This is a genomic window from Aeromonas sp. 9A (assembly GCF_963900955.1).
Lineage (GTDB): Bacteria > Pseudomonadota > Gammaproteobacteria > Enterobacterales > Aeromonadaceae > Aeromonas > Aeromonas salmonicida.
The window spans coordinates 212533-231516 of record NZ_CAWRFG010000001.1 but is presented as its reverse complement, the minus strand read 5'-3'; the positions used below and the strand labels follow the sequence as shown (position 1 = coordinate 231516).

General features: G+C 61.3%; 16 protein-coding genes. 8 read left to right on the top strand and 8 right to left on the bottom strand.

Annotated features, from left to right (window positions below):
* Positions 1–95 precede the first annotated feature (95 nt).
* From gpsA to AACX78_RS01085, 3 genes are read right to left on the bottom strand one after another with little or no spacing between them, the layout of a single operon-like run.
* Entirely contained in the window at positions 96–1100 is a 1005-nt protein-coding gene (gene gpsA / locus AACX78_RS01095; protein ID WP_005319805.1) for an NAD(P)H-dependent glycerol-3-phosphate dehydrogenase, read from the bottom strand.
* A 2-nt stretch (positions 1101–1102) separates the two neighbouring features.
* Entirely contained in the window at positions 1103–1573 is a 471-nt protein-coding gene (secB, locus tag AACX78_RS01090; RefSeq protein WP_005319808.1) for a protein-export chaperone SecB, read from the bottom strand.
* Positions 1574–1620: 47 nt separating this feature from the next.
* Positions 1621–2052 (bottom strand): rhodanese-like domain-containing protein, encoded by a 432-nt coding sequence (locus AACX78_RS01085; RefSeq protein WP_159165153.1) that lies wholly within the window; start codon positions 2050–2052, stop codon positions 1621–1623.
* 325 nt (positions 2053–2377) lie between these two features.
* Here AACX78_RS01085 and gpmM point away from each other — a divergent pair, with 325 nt between their 5' ends.
* Together gpmM and AACX78_RS01075 are read left to right on the top strand one after the other, a co-directional pair.
* Positions 2378–3907, top strand: a complete 1530-nt coding sequence (gene gpmM, locus AACX78_RS01080; RefSeq protein ID WP_021141093.1) for a 2,3-bisphosphoglycerate-independent phosphoglycerate mutase — start codon at positions 2378–2380, stop codon at positions 3905–3907.
* Positions 3908–3916: 9 nt separating this feature from the next.
* Complete coding sequence (locus tag AACX78_RS01075; protein WP_159165152.1) at positions 3917–5323, top strand: peptidoglycan DD-metalloendopeptidase family protein; 1407 nt, start codon at positions 3917–3919, stop codon at positions 5321–5323.
* A 117-nt stretch (positions 5324–5440) separates the two neighbouring features.
* On the opposite strand, the gene AACX78_RS01070 is transcribed toward AACX78_RS01075, so the two are convergent.
* A complete protein-coding gene (locus tag AACX78_RS01070) occupies positions 5441–6091 on the bottom strand; it encodes a Qnr family pentapeptide repeat protein (RefSeq protein ID WP_159167415.1) in 651 nt (216 codons plus the stop codon).
* Positions 6092–6180: 89 nt separating this feature from the next.
* On the opposite strand from AACX78_RS01070, the gene AACX78_RS01065 reads away from it, so the two are divergent.
* Positions 6181–7188: a substrate-binding domain-containing protein gene (locus tag AACX78_RS01065; protein WP_159167414.1), complete on the top strand. Its 1008-nt coding sequence runs from the start codon at positions 6181–6183 to the stop codon at positions 7186–7188.
* 114 nt (positions 7189–7302) lie between these two features.
* Positions 7303–7692, top strand: a complete 390-nt coding sequence (locus tag AACX78_RS01060) for a nuclear transport factor 2 family protein (protein WP_159165151.1) — start codon at positions 7303–7305, stop codon at positions 7690–7692.
* On the opposite strand, the gene AACX78_RS01055 is transcribed toward AACX78_RS01060, so the two are convergent.
* From AACX78_RS01055 to AACX78_RS01040, 4 genes are all read right to left on the bottom strand, one after another.
* Positions 7681–8373, bottom strand: a complete 693-nt coding sequence (locus AACX78_RS01055; RefSeq protein WP_159165150.1) for a helix-turn-helix transcriptional regulator — start codon at positions 8371–8373, stop codon at positions 7681–7683. The genes AACX78_RS01060 and AACX78_RS01055 overlap by 12 nt on opposite strands.
* A gap of 136 nt (positions 8374–8509) precedes the next feature.
* Positions 8510–9151, bottom strand: coding sequence for a bifunctional 4-hydroxy-2-oxoglutarate aldolase/2-dehydro-3-deoxy-phosphogluconate aldolase (locus AACX78_RS01050; protein ID WP_096119951.1), 642 nt, complete (start codon positions 9149–9151; stop codon positions 8510–8512).
* 9 nt (positions 9152–9160) lie between these two features.
* Positions 9161–10957, bottom strand: a complete 1797-nt coding sequence (edd, locus tag AACX78_RS01045; RefSeq protein WP_159165149.1) for a phosphogluconate dehydratase — start codon at positions 10955–10957, stop codon at positions 9161–9163.
* A complete protein-coding gene (locus tag AACX78_RS01040) occupies positions 10954–11463 on the bottom strand; it encodes a gluconokinase (RefSeq protein ID WP_005319830.1) in 510 nt (169 codons plus the stop codon). The genes edd and AACX78_RS01040 overlap by 4 nt, the downstream gene beginning before the upstream one ends.
* Positions 11464–11708: 245 nt before the next feature.
* Here AACX78_RS01040 and gntU point away from each other — a divergent pair, with 245 nt between their 5' ends.
* The 4 genes from gntU (at position 11709) to AACX78_RS01020 (ending at position 18976) form a co-directional block, all read left to right on the top strand.
* Complete coding sequence (gene gntU, locus AACX78_RS01035) at positions 11709–13049, top strand: gluconate transporter (protein ID WP_058395586.1); 1341 nt, start codon at positions 11709–11711, stop codon at positions 13047–13049.
* Between the two features lie 146 nt (positions 13050–13195).
* Positions 13196–14545 (top strand): CDP-diacylglycerol--serine O-phosphatidyltransferase, encoded by a 1350-nt coding sequence (pssA, locus tag AACX78_RS01030; protein WP_017412320.1) that lies wholly within the window; start codon positions 13196–13198, stop codon positions 14543–14545.
* A 203-nt stretch (positions 14546–14748) separates the two neighbouring features.
* A complete protein-coding gene (recG, locus tag AACX78_RS01025) occupies positions 14749–16818 on the top strand; it encodes an ATP-dependent DNA helicase RecG (protein ID WP_201302742.1) in 2070 nt (689 codons plus the stop codon).
* Positions 16819–16906: 88 nt separating this feature from the next.
* Entirely contained in the window at positions 16907–18976 is a 2070-nt protein-coding gene (locus AACX78_RS01020; RefSeq protein WP_159165147.1) for an AsmA-like C-terminal region-containing protein, read from the top strand.
* Positions 18977–18984 lie beyond the last annotated feature (8 nt).

Below are 18984 nucleotides of genomic sequence, written 5' to 3'. Positions count from 1 at the left end.
AGCGCGCAGAAACCGGAGCGTATAGGCATACGTGAGGATTTCGAGCTCTGCCCAGGTTCAAAATGGCTAATAAAACAGCCTAATGGGATTTGCTCTTATTCGTCGCGCTTGTCCCGACTGAGCAGAGCAATCGCGGCTTCTTTCGGGTTCTTTCCCTGGTAGAGCACCTGGAAGATCTGCTCGCAGATGGGCATCTCGACGCCACAACGGGCCGCCAGCAGATGCACCTCCTTGGTGTTGCGATAACCTTCCACCACCTGGCCGATCTCGGCCATGGCAGTCTCCACCGCCTTGCCTGCACCTAGAGCCAGACCGAAACGACGGTTGCGGGACTGGTTGTCGGTGCAGGTCAGCACCAAATCCCCGAGCCCCGCCATGCCCATGAAGGTTTTGGCATCGGCACCCAGCGCCGCACCGAGACGCTGCATCTCCACCAGACCCCGGGTGATGAGCGCGGTTCTGGCGTTCGCGCCAAAGCCCAGACCATCAGAGAGGCCGGCGCCGATGGCGATGACGTTTTTGACCGCACCACCCAGTTGCAGGCCGACGAAATCCGGATTGGTATAAACCCGGAACGAACGGCCGCAGTGCAGCAGATGGGAGAGCTCATCAGCAAAGTCGTCGTGAGTCGACGCCACCGAGATGGCGGTCGGCAGACCGGCGGCCAGCTCCTTGGCAAAAGTGGGGCCCGAGATTACGGCCAGCGGAATAGTTTCCCCCAGCACATCACGGGCCACATCCTGCAACAGACGGCCGCTGTCAGGTTCAAGCCCCTTGGTGGCCCAGGCGATACGGGTATCGGGGCGCAAGAAGGGTTTGACCTGGCTCAGCACCTGGCCGAACACATGGCTCGGCACCACCAGCAGCAGGACGGGAGCGGCTTGTACCGCCCGTTGCAAATCGGCGGTCAGTTGCAGATCCGCAGGAAAAGGGACATCAGGCAAAAAGGCCTTGTTGCAGCGGTCGTGTTCCAGCTCGGCGACATGGGCAGGGTCGTGACCCCACAGCAGGGTCGGATGACCGTTGCGCGCCAGAGAAATGGCAAGGGCGGAGCCATAAGACCCCGCCCCCAAGACCGAGATAGCGATCTGGTCAGCCATTATCAGGCTTCCGCAGTCGCCTGCTGGGCCTGTGCTTGCGCCATGTGCTGGGCAAACAGGGCATCGAAATTGACCGGTGCCAGGTTCAGCTGCGGGAAGGACCCCTTGCTCACCATGTTGGCCACGGCTTCGCGGGCATACGGGAACAGTATGTTCGGGCAGAAGGCTGCCAGGCAGTGAGCCAGTTGCGGCTCCGGCAGGTTACCTATGGTGAAGATACCGGCTTGCTGCACTTCACACAGGAAAGCGGTCTCGGTTTCCAGCTTGCAGGTCACGGTCAGGGTCAGTACAACCTCGTACACGCCATCAGCCAGGATGTTGGTCTTGGTGTCCATGTCCAGCTTGACGTCCGGCTGCCACTCTTTCTGGAAGATGTGCGGGGTATTCGGGGCTTCGAAAGAGACATCCTTGGTGTAGACACGCTGGATGTGGAATTCCGGTTGCACTTCCTGGTTGTTGATTTCGTCAGCCATTTCGTTTGATTCCTTTTTAAGATAATGAGTGGGCGCAGGCCCTTAAATCAGCGTTTTTTGGTCACCGGCAGATTATCTGCACGCCACTGGGTCATGCCGCCGCTGAGCACATACACCTGCTTGAAACCGGCCTTGCTCAGTTGGCGACCCGCGCCACCAGCGGTCATCCCCGACTCGCACACAACTATGATGGGGGCATCTTTATGCTTTTCAACCGGGCCCAGATTATTGCTCTGGATCTGGCTGAGCAACAGGTGCTGGGCACCGGCCAGATGACCCTTGGCAAACTCTTCCTGACTGCGAATATCCACCACGGTGGCATTTTCACGGTTGATCAGCAGGGTAGCTGTGTGGTTGTTCACCGTCTTCACCGGAGAAAAACGAGCACGCACGCTGGTGTAAACCAGGGTGCCTGCCAGGCCGAACCAGGCTGCGGTCAGCAGCGGGTTACGGGCCGCAAAATCCAAATACTCTTGCATCTTCTACTATCCAGGGACCAAGACAAGGGCCCGAGTATACATGGTGACCCCACCAAGATCAGCCATCTTGGCGGCAAAGCGGGAGCAGGCTCCCATCAGGCGGGACCTCCATAACGGATCGGCATAAAAAGTGGCATCCCGTCTCTTGGGGCGAGGATTCGTCGAGTGAAGGGACAAGCCGGCGACAAAGGGGAAACAGGCTGGCAACAGTCCGCGGCGGGTGTTGGCAAGGGCTTGGCTATCAGGTGACTATTTCGGCAGATGTAGTAATATTACGCTAGTTTCACTTCCCGCAATTCATTCCTATCCGAGAGGACATAGCCTTATGTCAACAGCTAAGAAACCTTTGGTTCTGGTCATCATGGACGGTTGGGGCTACAGCACCAAGCAAGAGCACAACGCCGTCGCTGCCGCCAAGACTCCCAACCTCGACCGTCTCGCCCGTGACTACACCAGCACACTGATCTCCGGCTCCGGCCTGGATGTAGGTCTGCCGGATGGTCAGATGGGTAACTCCGAAGTGGGCCACGTCAACATAGGTGCCGGTCGCATCGTCTATCAGGAACTGACCCGCATCTCCAAAGAGATCAAGGACGGCGACTTCTTCCAGAACGTCGAACTGGCCAAGGCTGTCGATTCCGCCGTGACCAAGGGCAAAGCCGTTCACATCATGGGTCTGATGTCCCCGGGTGGCGTACACAGCCACGAAGAGCACATCATGGGCATGATCGAGATGGCAGCCAAACGTGGCGCCGAGCAGATCTACTTCCACGCCTTCCTAGATGGCCGCGACGTCCCGCCGCGCTCCGCCCAGTCCTCCATCGAACAGTTCGATGCCCTGTTTGCCCGTCTGGGCAAGGGTCGTTTCGCCTCCATGATCGGCCGCTACTTCGCCATGGATCGTGACAACCGCTGGGATCGCGTGCAGCAAGCTTATGACCTGATGACTCAGGGCAAGGGCGAGTTCACCGCCGACAGCGCCAGCGAAGCCCTGGCCGCTGCCTATGCCCGCGACGAAAACGACGAGTTCGTCAAGGCCACCCGCATCGGTGCTGCCGCCCCCATGCAGGATGGCGATGCCCTGATCTTCATGAACTTCCGTGCCGACCGCGCCCGTGAAATCACCCGCGCCTTCGTTGACAGTGACTTCACCGGCTTTGCCCGTGCAGCCACCCCTGCGCTGAACTTCGTGATGCTGACCGAATACGCGGCCGACATCAAAACTGCCTGTGCCTACCCGCCGACTGCCCTGGTGAACACCCTGGGTGAGTGGCTGGCCAAGCAGGGCAAAACCCAGCTGCGCATCTCCGAAACCGAGAAGTACGCCCACGTCACCTTCTTCTTCAACGGTGGCGAAGAGTCCTGCTTCACCGGTGAAGACCGCGAGATCGTGGCCAGCCCGAAAGTGGCGACTTATGACCTGCAGCCGGAAATGAGCTCCGAAGAGCTGACCGACAAGCTGGTCGCTGCCATCAAGAGTGGCAAGTACGACACCATAATCTGCAACTACCCGAACGGCGACATGGTCGGCCACACCGGCGTATTCGATGCGGCCGTCAAAGCCTGTGAAGCCGTTGACCACTGCGTCGGTCGCGTCACCGAGGCCCTGGCCGAAGTAGGCGGCGAATGCCTGATCACCGCCGACCACGGCAACGCCGAGAAGATGCTGGACGAAGAGACCGGTCAGGCTCACACAGCCCACACCAACCTGCCGGTTCCCCTCATCTATTTCGGTCGCAAGGCCGAGGTGCTTGAAGGTGGCAAACTGTCCGATCTGGCCCCGACCATGCTGACCCTGATGGGTCTTCCTGTGCCGCCGGAAATGACTGGCAAGCCCCTGATGATTCTGAAATAATCCTTCCCCATGCGGGGATGCGAAGTTATTTCAAACAAAACCAGTCGCGTCGGCCTGTTGGCCGGCGCGCTGTTTTTTTGCCTGTCGTTTATCGCGGACAAGGCCCTGGCTGCCAACCAGCAGCTCGGCAACATGCAGTCCCAGATAAAGGAACAGCAGAAAACCATCAAGCTCAGCAAGCAAGAGCTGACCAAACTCAATACTCAGCTCAAGGCTGACGAGCAGGCCATTTCGGCCGCAGCGGCCAAGCTCGAGCAGACCAGGCAACAGCTGAAAAAAAACCAGCAAAAGCTGGTAAGCCTGCAACAGGACAAGCTGGATCTGGAACAACAGGCAAAGCATCAGAAGCAGTTGCTGGCCAAGCAGGCGGAAAGCGCCTTCCAAGCGGGCAACCACGATTACCTCAAACTACTGCTCAACCAGCAGGATCCGGCCAAACTGAGCCGCTCTCTCGACTACTACGACTATCTCAACAAGGCCCGCATCGAGGCCATCGAAGCCCTGCGCGCGACCCGCACCAAGCTGGCCAAAAACCAGCAGGCCACCAAAGAGACCGAGAGCAAGCTGCAATCCTTGCTGAGCGAACAGCAACAGCATCACCAGAGCCTGTTGGCCAGCCAGCAGAGCCGTGCCAAGGTGCGCAACCAGTTGCAACAATCGGTGCAAAACGACGAGCTAAAGCTGACCAAGCTGGTCAAGGCGGAAAAAGCCCTGAAAGCCAGGCTGGAAGAGCTTCGCCGCCAGCGGGAAGAGCAGGAGCGTCGCGATCGGGCAGAGCGGGAACGGCTGGCCAAGCTGAAAGCCGAGCAGGAACGCCAGCGCCGTCTGGAGGCACAACGACTGGCCGCCGAACAGAAGCGGATTGCAGAACAACAGCGGATCGCGGCTCAACAGCAGAAGGTCGGCGAGCAGCAACGACTCGCCGCCGAGCAGCAGAGAGTCGCCGAACAACAAGACAGGGTGGCTGATCAGCAAGCCGCTGCGCGCAGCAGCAGCGCCAAGGCAAGCAGTGGCGGCTACGGCGGTCTCAAGACCAACGGCAGCCTGCGCTGGCCGGTGCAGGGGCCCATCCTCATCTCCTATGGCTCGCCGCGCACCGCCCAGCTCAAGTGGAAGGGCACTCTGATCGGTGCCAGCGAAGGTACCCAGGTCAAGGCGGTGGCACCGGGCCAGATAGTCTACGCCGACTGGCTGGACGGTTTTGGCATGTTGCTGGTGATCGACCATGGCCGTGGCTATATGAGCCTCTATGGTCACAATCAGTCGCTGCTGCGCCAGGTTGGCCAGAATGTGGAACAGGGCGAACCTGTGGCTCTGGTCGGTGACAGTGGCGGCCAGGACAGACCCGGCCTCTACTTCGAGATCCGCTATCAGGGTGAAGCAATCAACCCCACCAAATGGTTGGCAAAAAGCTGATGTGATCCGGGCTCGGTCCAGATGACAAACAGCCTGTATGACGCAGGCTTTTTTTGATCGCAGCATTCACCGCAGCTCAGTGCCAGATGGTGGAAATTTACCTCTTTTCCGAAACCTTCAAGGAAACACCACCAGACCTATCTGCTCCAGCAAATCCTGTTGCTGCTCTTCATTGATCTGTACGCCGTCCAGGTTGATCCGGCGCAGATCCAGCCCGGGGAGATCGCACTGACGCAGATCACAGCCCTGCAGGTTGAAGCTGGCCCAGTCTATCTGGCCAAACTCGGAGCCACTCAGATCGGATCCCGCCAACGAGGCCCCCAGCAGGCTGGCCCCCTGCCAGCGGTTGCCACTGAGCTCGCATCGCTCCAGCAGGCAGCCATCGAAGTTGGCGTAGCTGAAGTTGTTGCCCGTAAGATGGGCCTCGCAGAAGTAGCTCTTGACGGTGATCTGGTTGGCGAAGCTGGCGTGGGCGAAATTGATGCCCATGGCCTGACAGTCGCGCATCTCCAGCCCCAGGCACTGGCTGCGGCTGAGATCTGCCAGAGTCAGATCGCAGCGCAGAAAGCTCGCCTCCCTCAGATCGCAACCCTGCAACTGACAGCCCAGCTCGCGCTCCCGCGCATAGAAGATGCAGTCAACAAAGCGGCTCTCGCTCAAGTCCAGCCAGGAGAAGTTGCAGTCGACAAAGCGGCAACCATCAAACTGTTCCTCTTCCACATCCTGCTGTTCGAAACGCTTCCCCTCGAAGCACTTGCCCTTGATCATCCGAGTCATCCTCTCCTGATGGCGTCATATGCTGACTTTGTTAAACAAAAACGGTAATGTTACGTGTAACATTCCTGCCGGATCCCCAGATGAACGACACCCGCAAACGCCGCCCTACCCTGCAGGACATAGCCGACCTGACCGGGGTCACCAAGATGACCGTCAGCCGCTATCTGCGCGATCCTCACGCCGTGGCCGAGGGCACCCGTGAGCGGATCGCCGCCGCAGTGGAAGAGCTGGGCTATATCCCCAACCGGGCGCCGGACATTCTCTCCAACGCCACCAGCAAGGCGATCGGCATACTGATCCCCTCCCTCTCCAACCAGGTGTTTTCCGCCGTGGTGCATGGCATAGAGTCGGTGACCCGGCCCGCCGGCTACCAGACCCTGCTCGCCCACTACGGCTACAGTCCGGAGCGGGAAGAGGAGCAGGTGGCCTCCCTGCTCTCCTATCACGTGGACGGCCTGATCCTCTCCGACAGCCAGCACACGGAGCGTACCCGCAAGATGATCGCCACCGCCGGCATTCCCGTGGTGGAAACCATGGATCTGCCGCAAGCCCCCATCGACATGGTAGTGGGGATGGATCACAGGGCCGCCGCCCGGGCCATGGTAACAGAGATGCTGCGCCGGGGCCGACGCAAGCTGGTTTACCTGGGGGCACGGCTCGACGTGCGCACCCAGCTGCGGATGGAGGGTTACTACCAGGCGATGGCCGATTTCGGCCTCTCCGGCCAGCACCTGCTGACCGAGCAATCCTCCAGCTTCACTCTGGGTGGTCAACTGCTGGATCAGGCGCTGGTGCGCTATCCCGACCTCGATGGCCTCTTCTGCACCAACGATGATCTGGCGGTGGGCGCCCTGCTGCAGTGTCAGGCCAAGTGGATACCCGTCCCCCAGCAGATCGCCATCGCCGGCAGCAACGCCCTCGACATAGGCCATGCCATGACCCCCAAGCTGGCCAGTATCGTCACACCACGCAAGGAGATAGGCCGTGAGGCGGCGACCATGCTGCTGGCCCGACTCAGCGGCCAGCCACTGCCCGACACCCTCAAGGACATGGGCTTCTCCCTCTATGTCGGGGAGAGCCTGGGCTGACCCCCTGCCATCATGGCGCATTTACCAGCCATGATGGCGCATCCTCCCGCCTGTTCTCTCCATCCCCTGCTCTATGCTGGCCCGACATCCCGACCACATCATCAGGAGCAGAAGATGAACAACACCGAGAGATTGCAAACCTGCCTGCAACACGTGATCTGCGATCCCCGCTTTACCCTTGCTGAACTCGACCAGTGGTTCACTCCGGACTACTGCCAGCAAGTGAATGGTGAGCAGCTCGACTACGCGGCTTTCCGCCAGCACATAGCGGCACTGAGAAACCATCTGGCGTGTGCATCAATCGATTTTATCGCCGTGCTGGCGCAAGGAAATAGGGTGCACTCGACCCACGTGGTGCGGGCCACCCGTCACGATGGCCTCCCCCTCGTTTGCAAGGTGAGCGGCCTCTTTACCTTTCGCGACGGCAAGATCTGCCAGACCGACGAGGTAACCTGCCTGCTGACTGGCAGCACGCAGGATGAGGACATAGGCTCACTGCGCTGAGTCGCACCGCATAAAGCGCTGGAGAGCGTGAGAGAAGGCACCAGGATCCTCATAGCCGAGCTGGTCGGCGATCTGCGCCAACGTGAGCCCCTGATGCTGTAGCTGACGCGCCCGTCCCATCACCACCTGCTCCCGCCACTGACGAAAGGTGCAACCCAGCTGCTGGAGAAAGAGTCGGTTGAGAGTGCGTACCGAGGCGCCGCAATCCTCTGCCAGCATCGCCAGTGTAATGTTGACAGAGGGAGCCTGACAGACCCGCTCCAGCACCCGCAGCAGGCGTGGATCGAGATTGGCTGCAAGCGCAGGCTGAGCCGCCTGCGGGACAGAGCGTGCCAGTTCGTGGTCGATCACCATCAAATAGGCCTCCCGCTCGTTTCCCTCCCCCAACTCGGCAAGACGGGCAAAGAGACCGGCCAGCAAGGGGGTCACCTGACACAGGCCAAAAGGGGCATGCCCGGACGGCGCTGCATAGATGAGCGAGAGACGGGTGTGGCGCAGCGCGCGAAACTCGTGTTCCCAGCCCGTCGGAATAAAACAGAGCTGGCCGGCGACCAGCAGCTCGCTGGCACCGCCTCCAGTAATGACGCCGCCGCCATCGTGCATGTAGCAATACTGGGCCTGTGGATGGCAGTGCAGCGGGGTGAAGTGCCCTTGCGGGCAGGAACGATGGAGAAAGGACATGTCGGCCAGCCGGAGAGAAACCGGCCATAACCATAAGGGAGCAGGCTGCGTGCTGCAAATGGCTTTTCACCATTAGGACGACCAAAAAGCAGGCCACCCAAGGGTGGCCTGTCTGATTTTTCTGCACTACTGGCGCTTAGCGTGTAACCAGCTCGACCGCTTCGCGAGAGAGGCGAGTCACCTCCTCCCAGTTGCCACTCTTGACCGCATCGGCCGGCAGCATCCAGGAGCCGCCGACGGTGGCGACGCATTTCAGCGCCAGATAGTCGGCCACGTTTTTCGGGCCTATGCCGCCGGTGGGGCAGAACTTGATCTGGGGAAGCGGTGCTGCGATGGCAGCCAGCGCCTTGGTGCCGCCGTTCGCTTCGGCCGGGAAGAACTTCAGATGGTCGTAGCCTGCTTCCAGCGCCTGCATCACTTCGGAGGCAGTGGCAACGCCCGGTATCAGCGGCGCCGTGCTGTTGGCCGCATGGGCCAGCAGCGCCGGTGTCATCCCAGGGGAGATGACGAAGCGGGCACCGGCGGCCACGGCTGCGTCAAACTGCGCGCAGTTGAGCACTGTGCCTGCACCGACCATGGCATCCGGCATCGCCTTGGCGATGAGGGCGATGGCATCGAGCGCCACCGGGGTGCGCAGTGTGATCTCGAATACCGAGATGCCGCCACCCTGCAGCGCCTTGGCCATCGGCAGGGCCTGCTCCAAGTCGCTTATGACCATGACGGGAACCAGCGGGGAGGCGGCAAACACCTCGGCGGGGGTCACTTTCCAGTTTTGCATAACGCTTCCTTAATCAAAGATGGTGGCGCCGCACTCGGCGCTCGATACCGCGCGACGCATCACGCTGAACAGTTCACGACCCCACCCCTCTTGTTCCAGAGTGAGGTCAATCTCGGCCTGGGTACGGCCACTCAAATCGGTCAGGCAATCAAGGCAACCGTTTACCGCATCCACCCGCAGCAGATCACCATCCTGCAACAAGCCGATGGCGCCGCCGTGCAGCGCTTCCGGGGTGACATGGATGGCAGCCGGGATCTTGCCGGAGGCGCCGGAGAGGCGGCCATCGGTAACCAGCGCCACCTTGTGGCCCGCCTTCTGCAGGTTGCCGAGCACAGGCATCAGCTTGTGCAGCTCAGGCATGCCGTTGGCTGCCGGGCCGTTGTGGCGCACCACGATAACGGCATCCTGATTGAGGCTGCCAGCCTTGTAGGCCGCCTCCACCGCGTGCTGGGAGGAGAAAACCCGGGCGGGCGCTTCGATAACGCGATACTCGGGTGCCACGGCGGAGACCTTGACCACGGCGCGGCCCAGATTACCCGCCAGCAGCTTGGTGCCGCCGGTGGCCTGGAACACGGAACCGGTCGGCGACAGCACGCTCCCATCGCTGCTTTCACCCACCGGCTGCCATACCAGCTGGCCATCGACCAGAGCGGGGCGGCTGAGGTAATCCTGCATCTCGCCAAACACAGGGGTGGCATCCATGTGGATCAGCCCCTCTTGCGCCAGACGGCGCATCAGGCCGGGCACACCGCCCGCCTGTTCGAAGGCGTTCACATCGGCCGGGCCGTTCGGGTACATGCGCACCAAGAGCGGCACCACGTCCGAGAGATCGCTGATGTCGTCCCAGGTCAGGTGCAGGCCGGCGGCCCGCGCCAGCGCCACCATGTGGATGCTGTGGTTGGTGCTGCCGCCGGAGGCGAGCAGGGCCACCAGACCGTTGACCAGCGAACGCTCATCCAGCACCTCGCTCAAGGGACGGTAGGCAGGAGAGCCAGGGATCATGGCGCTGATGCGACGGGCGGCTTCTTCAGTGAGCGCGTGGCGCAACTCGCTGTGAGGATGGACGAAGGCGGAGCCCGGCAGCATCAGGCCCATGGCCTCGAACACCAGCTGGTTGGTGTTGGCTGTGCCGTAGAAGGTGCAGGTACCCGGCGCATGATAGGCGCCGCACTCCATCTCCAGCAGGGCGTCGCGGCCCAGTTCACCGGCGGCGTACTGCTGGCGCACCTTCACCTTGTCATCATTGCTGATGCCGCTGGCCATGGGGCCGGCCGGCACGAAGGCGGTGGGCAGGTGCGCGTGGGAGAGGGCCCCCATGATCTGGCCCGGGGCTATCTTGTCGCAGATGCCGAGCAGCAGGGTGGCGTCGAAGGTATTGTGGGAGAGGGACAGCGCGGTCGCCTGGGCGATGAGATCGCGGGAAAACAAAGACATGTCCATCCCCGGCTGACCCTGAGTCACGCCATCGCACATGGCCGGTACGCCACCCGCCACCTGGGCGCTGTGACCCAGTTCGGCCAGCGCGGCCTTGATGATATCCGGGTAGCCCTGATAGGGCTGATGGGCGCTCAGCATGTCGTTGTAGGCGGTGACTATGCCGACGTTGGCGCGGGTCATGTCGAGAATGCGACCCTTCTCGTCACTGCTGCAGGCGGCTACGGCGTGGGCCAGGTTGCCGCAGGCCAGGGCAGCGCGGGTCTTGCCCTGTTCGGCCTGGCGCTGAATACGGGCCAGGAAAGCCTGGCGACGGGCGACACTGCGCTCACGAATGCGCGCAATAACCTCGGAAATAACAATGTGTGTCATACGGCTTGCTCCAACGCTGAGACGGCGCGGTCGACCACCTGTTCGAAGGTGCCATCTATATCGATATGGAATACCCCGGCCTCGCCATCCGGACGTTCCAGCGTATCGAACTGACTTTGTACCATGCTTTCCCGCATGAAATGGCCCTTGCGTGCCCGCATCCGTTCGAGGATCAGCGGCTGATCACCGTCCAGAAACAGGAAATGCACTGACTCATTGCCATCGCGGATCTGGTCGCGGTACTGCTTCTTGAGGGCCGAGCAGACGATCACGCCCACCTCGTTCTTCTGTTCCAGGCTGTAAGCCGCATCACGGATCCGCTCCAGCCAGGGGGCACGATCCTCATCGTTGAGGGGGTTGCCACCCGCCATCTTCTGAATATTGGCTCTGGGGTGCAGGTCATCACCATCGATGAACTTGGCACCCAGCGCCTGGGCCACCTTGAGGCCGACACTGGACTTGCCGCTACCACACACACCCATCACGATAATGCTCTTGCCCGCCATTGTTTGACCTCTATCCCATTTTTCAAAAATCGTGCTGCTGATGGGTTCTAACTTATCACGTTACCGGTAACATGTTACCGGTAACAACAAGAAATGTGAAGTCTGCCACAGACTGAGCGAACTCACAGTCACCTGGGCAATCGACCTTGAGCCCTGGCCATAAATCTAAATAAATCATAAAGATATGGTCTGCTGACGGATCAGCAGGGTGTCGATACTGAACTTGGAACAAGGAACGCACAACAATGTCTGACCTCTCCCTGATCATGACGGCCGCGGGCTCCATAGTGCTGCTGCTCTTTCTGGTGATGAAGGCCCGCCTGCACGCGGTCGTCTCCCTCATTCTGGTCTCCATGGTGGCCGGCCTCGCCGCCGGCATGAACCCGGCGGAGATCGCCACTACCATCCAGAAAGGGATGGGTGGCACCCTGGGCTTCGTCGCCGTGGTGGTGGCACTGGGCGCCATGTTTGGCAAGGTGATGGAAGTCACCGGCGCCCTCGACCGGGTGGCCCATACCCTGCTCGGTACCTTCGGCGTCAAGCGCGCCAACTGGGCCATGTCACTGACTGGCTTCGTCTGCGCTCTGCCGCTCTTCTTCGACGTCGCCGTAGTGCTGCTGATCGGGGTGGCCTTTGCCATCGTCCGCCGTGGCGGCGGCAGCGTGGTGAAGATAGGCATAGCGCTGCTGGCGGGCATCGCCACCTGCCAGGCCTTCCTCATCCCCGCGCCAGGCCCCATTCTGGTGGCGTCCCAGCTGGGGGCCGATTTTGGCTACATGATACTGTTCGGTCTGATCGCCGCCGTGCCGGCCCTGATCCTGGCGGGCCCCCTGTTCGGCGACCTGATCAGCAAGGTGGTGGATGTGCCGCTCCCTGCCGATGCCCAGAGCAGCGCCCATGACGATAGCAAGACTCTCCCCTCCTTCGGACTGGCCATGGGCCTGATCGGTCTGCCGCTGCTGATGATTGGCCTCAAGACCATAGTAGGCCGCTTCGTCGAGGCAGGATCCACCCTGCATAACTGGCTGGAGTTCGTCGGCCACCCCTTCACCGCCATCATGGTCGCCTGTTTGGCCGCCTTCTATCTGCTGGGGGTGCGCCGCGGCATGTCCCGTGACGAGGTGATGAACGTCTGCAACAGCGCCATCCAGCCTGCCGGTGTCATCATACTGGTGACCGGTGCCGGTGGCGTCTTCAAGCAGGTACTGGTGGATTCCGGTGTGGGCGCAGCCCTTGGCAACATGCTGGCGGACTCCGGCCTGCCCATAGTCGCGCTGGCCTTTATCCTGGCGGCGGCCGTGCGGGTCATTCAGGGTTCTGCCACCGTCGCCATGCTGACCGCCTGCGGCCTGCTGCTGCCCATGCTGGAACCGCTCGGTCTGAACGGAGCCCAGCTGGCGGCCGTGACCATCGCCATCGGCGGCGGGGCCATAGTGCTCTCCCACGTCAACGACTCGGGTTTCTGGCTGGCCAACCGCTACCTGGGCCTCTCCGAGAAGCAGACCCTGCAAACCTGGACAGTGATGGAGACCATCATAGGCACCACAGGTGGCGTCATGGCGATGATTATCTACAGCTTCCTTTGAACATAACCGCTGTCAAAAAGGCCTCCGATGTGAGGCCTTTTTCATCTTTATGACGATTCTTTCTTTGGCTAACAGGTTGAGGTTGCTAGAATCGCCTATCCATCGCTCCGAGTGGAACGCTTAACGCAGTGATTTCAGGTTTCTCTATGCATTCATCGGCACATTATCGACAACTGTTGGCTCGTCTGCCCCAGATCGCTGTCGCCGCAGATCAGTTTCAGGTGCTCAACAGCGCCAAGGACTTCAAGAGCCGGATCCTTTCGCTTATCGCCAGCGCGACTCGGCGCATCTATCTGGTGGCGCTCTATCTGCAAGATGACGAGGCGGGACGGGAAATTCTGTCTGCCCTCTACGCCGCCAAACAGCGCAACCCGGCCCTCGACATCAAGTTGTTCGTGGATTTTCACCGTGCCCAGCGCGGCCTGATCGGCAAAGGCAAGCAGGGGGGCAACCACCTGATGTATCAGGAAATGGCCGCCCGCCATGAACACCAGATCGCCATCTACGGCGTGCCGGTCAAGGGACGAGAGCTGCTCGGGGTGCTGCACCTCAAGGGCTTCATCTTCGATGACACCCTGCTTTACTCCGGTGCCAGCCTCAACGATATCTACCTACATCAGCAGGATCGCTACCGTTTCGACCGTTACCACCAGATCACCAGCCCCGAGCTGACCCGCTGCATGGTCAACTATGTGGACGATCTCTTCCTCAAGAGCGAAGCGGTGCAGCGACTCGATCGCAGCGATATTCCCACCGCCAAGCAACTGAAGGGGCCGATCCGCCGCTTCAAACACAGTCTGCGCCTGGGCCAGTACCGCTTCGAGAGCATGCCGGTCAACAGCCAGGAGATCGCCATCACTCCGATGACGGGGCTAGGCAAGCGGGGCAATCAGCTCAACAAGATGATCCGTACCCTGGTGCGTGCCACCGAGCGGGAGATCTTCATCTGCACCCCCTACTTCAACCCGCCCAAGGAGTTGAACAAGGACATCGAAGCCCTGCTCAAGCGCGGCTGCAAGGTGACCATAGTGGTGGGTGACAAGACGGCCAACGACTTCTTCATCCCGCCGGAAGAGAAGTTCACCACCATAGGTGGCCTGCCCTATCTGTACGAGACCAATCTGCGCAAGTTTGCCGAGCGCAATCAGCATCACATCGATGCCGGCCGTCTCAACCTGATGTTGTGGTGCTGCGAGCGCAACTCCTACCACCTCAAGGGGATCTTCGTGGATGACGAGTGGGCACTGCTCACCGGCAACAACCTGAACCCCCGCGCCTGGGCGCTGGATCTGGAGAACGGCCTGCTGGTGTACGATCGTCGCCATCACTTGCGCGCCCAGTTCAACGGGGAGCGGGAGAACATACTCGCCAACACCAAGCGCATCAGCCACTTCGATCAGATAGAGCAGATCAAGGACTACCCGGAACAGGTACGCAAGCTGCTGGCCCGGATCCACAGGGTCAGGGCCCATATACTGCTCAAGCGCATCATCTGACACGGCGTACACGCTGCCCGTCCTCACTCGTTGACACCAGTGCAAAGGCCTGCCGTTTTCGGCAGGCTTTTTTGTCAGGATCTGCCATGGTCCGCATCCCACCCCTGGCCTGGCGCCAGGTGTCACTGCAACGCGGCTTGCACCGAGACGTCAATAACCCCTATCATCTGGACATATTTACAGTGTTTTCGGGCATCTAATTGATGAAATTGGATAAAATCTCCCTCGACAGCCTCAAGGGCGTCGGCAGCAAGATGCAGGAGAAACTCGAGCGACTGGGGCTGGCCACGGTACAGGATCTGCTGTTCCACCTCCCCCTTCGCTACGAGGATCGTACCCAGGTGTGGCCCATCGGCGATCTGCCGCCCGGGCTGCACGGCGCCGTCGAGGGCGAAATCCAGGACACTCACTTGGTGATGGGGCGCCGCCGCATGCTGGTCTGTCGCATCAGTGACGGCACCGGCACCCTGACCCTTCGCTTCTTCAACTTCACCGCAGCCCAGAAGAACAGCCTGGGGCAGGGCAGGTTGATCCGCTGCTTCGGCGAGGTGCGCCCCGGCAAATATGGGCTCGAGATGGCCCACCCCGAGTACAAGCTGCTCGGTGAAGAACAGGCAGGTCAGACCGAAGAGGCACTCACCCCCGTCTACCCCACCACGGAAGGGCTGCGCCAGCTCACCCTGCGTAGCCTCACCGATCAGGCGCTGGCTCAACTCGACTTGTACGGGGTGGAGGAGCTGCTGCCTGCAGGCCTCTATCCCCAGCAGATCGATCTGGCCGCCGCCCTGCGCCTGCTCCATCGCCCGCCCCCCTCGGTGGCGCTGGCCTTGCTGGAGAGCGGCCAGCACCCGGCCCAGCAGCGACTGGTGCTGGAAGAGCTGCTGGCTCATAACCTGTCGGTGCTCAAAGTGCGTGCCCAGGCGCAAACCCAGCTGGCACGCGCCCTCAAGCCGGCACCTGCCCTCGTCAAGCAATTGCTGGAGGCGCTGCCGTTCAAACCGACCGGTGCCCAGAATCGGGTGGTAGCCGAGATCAACCAGGACCTGCAACGCAGCTACCCCATGATGCGGCTGGTGCAGGGGGACGTGGGCTCCGGCAAGACGCTGGTTGCGGCGCTGGCAGCCCTCCAGGCCATCGGCAACGGCTGCCAGGTGGGGCTGATGGCACCGACCGAGTTGCTGGCCGAACAGCATGCCATCAACTTCGCCAACTGGCTGGAGCCGCTCGGTATCGGGGTCGGCTGGCTGGCGGGCAAGCAGAAAGGGAAGGCGCGGGAAACCCAGCTCGCCGCCATCGCCGATGGCAGCGTCAAGATGGTGGTGGGCACTCACGCCATCTTCCAGGAGCAGGTGGTGTTCCAGCGCCTCGCGCTGGTCATCATCGATGAACAGCACAGATTCGGGGTGCATCAGCGCCTCGCGCTGCGGGAAAAAGGGGAGCGGGAGGGAGTCCATCCCCATCAGCTCATCATGACTGCCACTCCCATTCCCCGCACCCTGGCGATGACCGCCTATGCCGATCTCGACACCTCCGTCATCGACGAGCTGCCACCGGGCCGCACCCCCATCACCACGGTGGCGCTGCCGGACAGCCGTCGCCCGGATGTGATCGAGCGGGTCAAGCTGGCCTGTGAAGAGGGCAAGCAGGCCTACTGGGTCTGTACCCTGATCGAAGAGTCCGAGGTGCTGGAGTGCCAGGCCGCCGAGGATACCGCCGCCGAACTGCAAAACCAGCTGCCCGACCTGCATATCGGGCTGGTACACGGCCGGATGCGGCCGGTCGAAAAGCAACGGGTGATGGAGGAGTTCAAGGCGGGCATACTGCAGCTGCTGGTCGCCACCACCGTCATAGAGGTGGGGGTGGATGTACCCAACGCCAGCCTGATGATCATCGAAAACCCGGAGCGGCTCGGGCTGGCCCAGTTGCACCAGCTGCGCGGCCGGGTCGGTCGCGGTTCTGTGGCCTCTCATTGCGTGCTGCTCTATCATGCACCCTTGTCCAAGACGGCCCAGAGCCGACTCGGGGTATTGCGGGAGACCAACGACGGCTTCCTGATCGCCCAGCGCGATCTCGAGCTGCGCGGCCCGGGGGAACTGCTCGGTACCCGCCAGACCGGGCTGGCCGATCTCAAAATTGCCGATCTGGTGCGCGACCAGCCACTCATCCCTCAGGTACAGAAGATGGCGCGCTTCCTGATGGACAGGCATCCTGCCCATGTCGAACCGCTCATCCGGCGCTGGCTGGGTCTGCGGGATCACTACTCCAACGCCTGAGTAGAACAGCACAAGAAAGAACGCACGTGACACTCAGGCTCCCAATAAATGTGTTACCACAACACTCAGACCCTGGAGGAAAGCACCGATGAATTCCTGGCTTCGCGCCCTGCTCTACACATTTGCCTTCCTGCTGCTGTTTGTCTGGGTCGCGCTCGGTCTGTTCGACGCCGAACGGGCCAGGGGGCCCATCGCCAGCTGGATCAGCCAGCAAACCGGCGTGCCGGTCACCATAGGGCGGCTGGTGTTCAACCCGCTCCATCCCTATACCCTGCTGGCCGAGCAGGTGAGCTATGGCGACGCCATCGCCCTCGACAAGCTCTATCTGGAGATAGAGAGCATCGACTGGCTGAACCGGGACGTGCGCATCGCCCACCTCGACCTCATTCGCCCCGTCATCAAGCTGCCGCTGCCCAACACCTTGCCGACCCTGCCGGTTCACTCCCTCACCATCAGCGACAGCACTATCGATCGCCTCAGCCTGCACAGTGACGAGCTGACCCTGAACGGCCTCAACGCCACCCTCAACGACTGGCAGCTGCTCAATCCGGTGCGGCCGCCCCAGGCCAACCTGAGCCTCAACATCAATGAGCTGGAAACCCCGGCCTTTGCCCTCTCCCGCCTCAATCTGAAGGGACGACTGGAAGGCCAGGTGCTGAGTACGGATCGGCTGACCGCCAACCTGTTCGATGGCCTGCTGGAAACCGGCATGACCCTGGACTGGCCCGCCCGCAGCCTGCGACTGCACAATCTGAAGGCACAAGGCATGCGGGTCGAGTGGGGAGCCATGGGCCAGCCTGAACTGCCCTTGCGCCACATCAGCCTGGACACGGGACAGGTGCGCGATGTGAGCATCAACGCCATCACTCAGGAGATCTCCCTCAACAACTTCAACGGCCAGCTCACCGCCTTCAGCTGGCAGGCTGGCAGTACTCCGACCGGTTACTTTACGGGTAGCCTCGGTGATCTCGGCCGCGGCCTGTTCCAGCTGGAAGATCTCAAGGGACGAGTCTCTTTCTCGCCACAGCAGATCGATGCCGAGGTGCAGGGCAAGGCCTATGAAGGTGAATTCAATCTGGATCTGGCCCTCGATACCCAGCAGCAGAAGCTGACCCTCAAAGACATGACGCTGAGCGGCATGGACATCAGCCTGCCAGAGAGGTGGTGGCAGGATTGGCAAAGCTGGCGGCCACAACAGATCGATATCCGCAAGCTGACGTTCGACAAACTCAAGGTGCTCTCCTTCGACGATACCCTGCCCCTGTCGCTGACGGGCTGGCAGTTCTATCTAAGCGATCTCTCCCTGCGAGGCGGGCAGCCAACCCCCTTGCTCGGCCGGGCAAAGGTCGAGAGCAAGTGGTTCGAGCTGGTGTGGGACGGCCTCAGTGCCCGCAACGGCGAACTGGATGGTGAGTTGACCCCCAGCTCATGGCAACTCAACAAGCTGACCAGCTCGCTGCCGGATGAAGGCTCACTCAGCCTGAGCGGCCAGTGGGGCAAGGAGCCTGGCCAAAGCAGCCGCCTGCAGGTGAAGGGGGAGAAGCTGGATCTGGTGCAGTGGAGCAAGATACTTCACTCCCCCATCTCCTTCGCCGGCAAGGCCGACCTGAGTGCCGATCTGCAAGCCGTGCATGGCAAGACAGCAGGAGAGTGGCGCAGTACCCTGCAGGGCAGCTTCGCCCTCGATGCGGTTGATCCCTTCTGGGACAAGGTGAAGATAGATCCCCTGCTGGATGAGTGGTTCAAAGGCGCCACGCCACCTGATCTGACGCCGGAAAGCCTGTGGCAGGCGATGCAGGAAGGAGATACCCCCTTCTACCGCATCAAGTTGCAAGGCAAGGTCGAGCATGGCCAACTGCAGGTGGAACAGGCTGGTGCCTCCACCATCACTCACCTGCTCGCCCTGCAAGGGGGCATGGATCTGGTCAAGGAGCAGTGGCAGCTGGATCTCGGTGTCCTGAATGGCCAGCGCTGTGCCGAACTGCTGAGCCACTGGCGCGGCCCGCTTGATGCACCCGTCTTGAGCTGGGAGTTTCCGGCCAGGCAGGCCTCCTGTGGTTGGGAGGTGGGGGTGCCTTATCCTGCTCAGGGGCGCAACAGCCCGCTCTGGCGGCCAGCACCACAGCCCAAAGAGCCCGCATCGACCAGCGTTCAATAAAACAAACA

Coding starts and splice junctions, on each gene's coding strand:
- gpsA (WP_005319805.1), bottom strand. CDS start 1,100: ATGGCTGACCAGATCGCTATCTCGGTCTTGGGGGCGGGGTCTTATGGC.
- secB (WP_005319808.1), bottom strand. CDS start 1,573: ATGGCTGACGAAATCAACAACCAGGAAGTGCAACCGGAATTCCACATC.
- AACX78_RS01085 (WP_159165153.1), bottom strand. CDS start 2,052: ATGCAAGAGTATTTGGATTTTGCGGCCCGTAACCCGCTGCTGACCGCA.
- gpmM (WP_021141093.1), top strand. CDS start 2,378: ATGTCAACAGCTAAGAAACCTTTGGTTCTGGTCATCATGGACGGTTGG.
- AACX78_RS01075 (WP_159165152.1), top strand. CDS start 3,917: ATGCGGGGATGCGAAGTTATTTCAAACAAAACCAGTCGCGTCGGCCTG.
- AACX78_RS01070 (WP_159167415.1), bottom strand. CDS start 6,091: ATGATCAAGGGCAAGTGCTTCGAGGGGAAGCGTTTCGAACAGCAGGAT.
- AACX78_RS01065 (WP_159167414.1), top strand. CDS start 6,181: ATGAACGACACCCGCAAACGCCGCCCTACCCTGCAGGACATAGCCGAC.
- AACX78_RS01060 (WP_159165151.1), top strand. CDS start 7,303: ATGAACAACACCGAGAGATTGCAAACCTGCCTGCAACACGTGATCTGC.
- AACX78_RS01055 (WP_159165150.1), bottom strand. CDS start 8,373: ATGTCCTTTCTCCATCGTTCCTGCCCGCAAGGGCACTTCACCCCGCTG.
- AACX78_RS01050 (WP_096119951.1), bottom strand. CDS start 9,151: ATGCAAAACTGGAAAGTGACCCCCGCCGAGGTGTTTGCCGCCTCCCCG.
- edd (WP_159165149.1), bottom strand. CDS start 10,957: ATGACACACATTGTTATTTCCGAGGTTATTGCGCGCATTCGTGAGCGC.
- AACX78_RS01040 (WP_005319830.1), bottom strand. CDS start 11,463: ATGGCGGGCAAGAGCATTATCGTGATGGGTGTGTGTGGTAGCGGCAAG.
- gntU (WP_058395586.1), top strand. CDS start 11,709: ATGTCTGACCTCTCCCTGATCATGACGGCCGCGGGCTCCATAGTGCTG.
- pssA (WP_017412320.1), top strand. CDS start 13,196: ATGCATTCATCGGCACATTATCGACAACTGTTGGCTCGTCTGCCCCAG.
- recG (WP_201302742.1), top strand. CDS start 14,749: ATGAAATTGGATAAAATCTCCCTCGACAGCCTCAAGGGCGTCGGCAGC.
- AACX78_RS01020 (WP_159165147.1), top strand. CDS start 16,907: ATGAATTCCTGGCTTCGCGCCCTGCTCTACACATTTGCCTTCCTGCTG.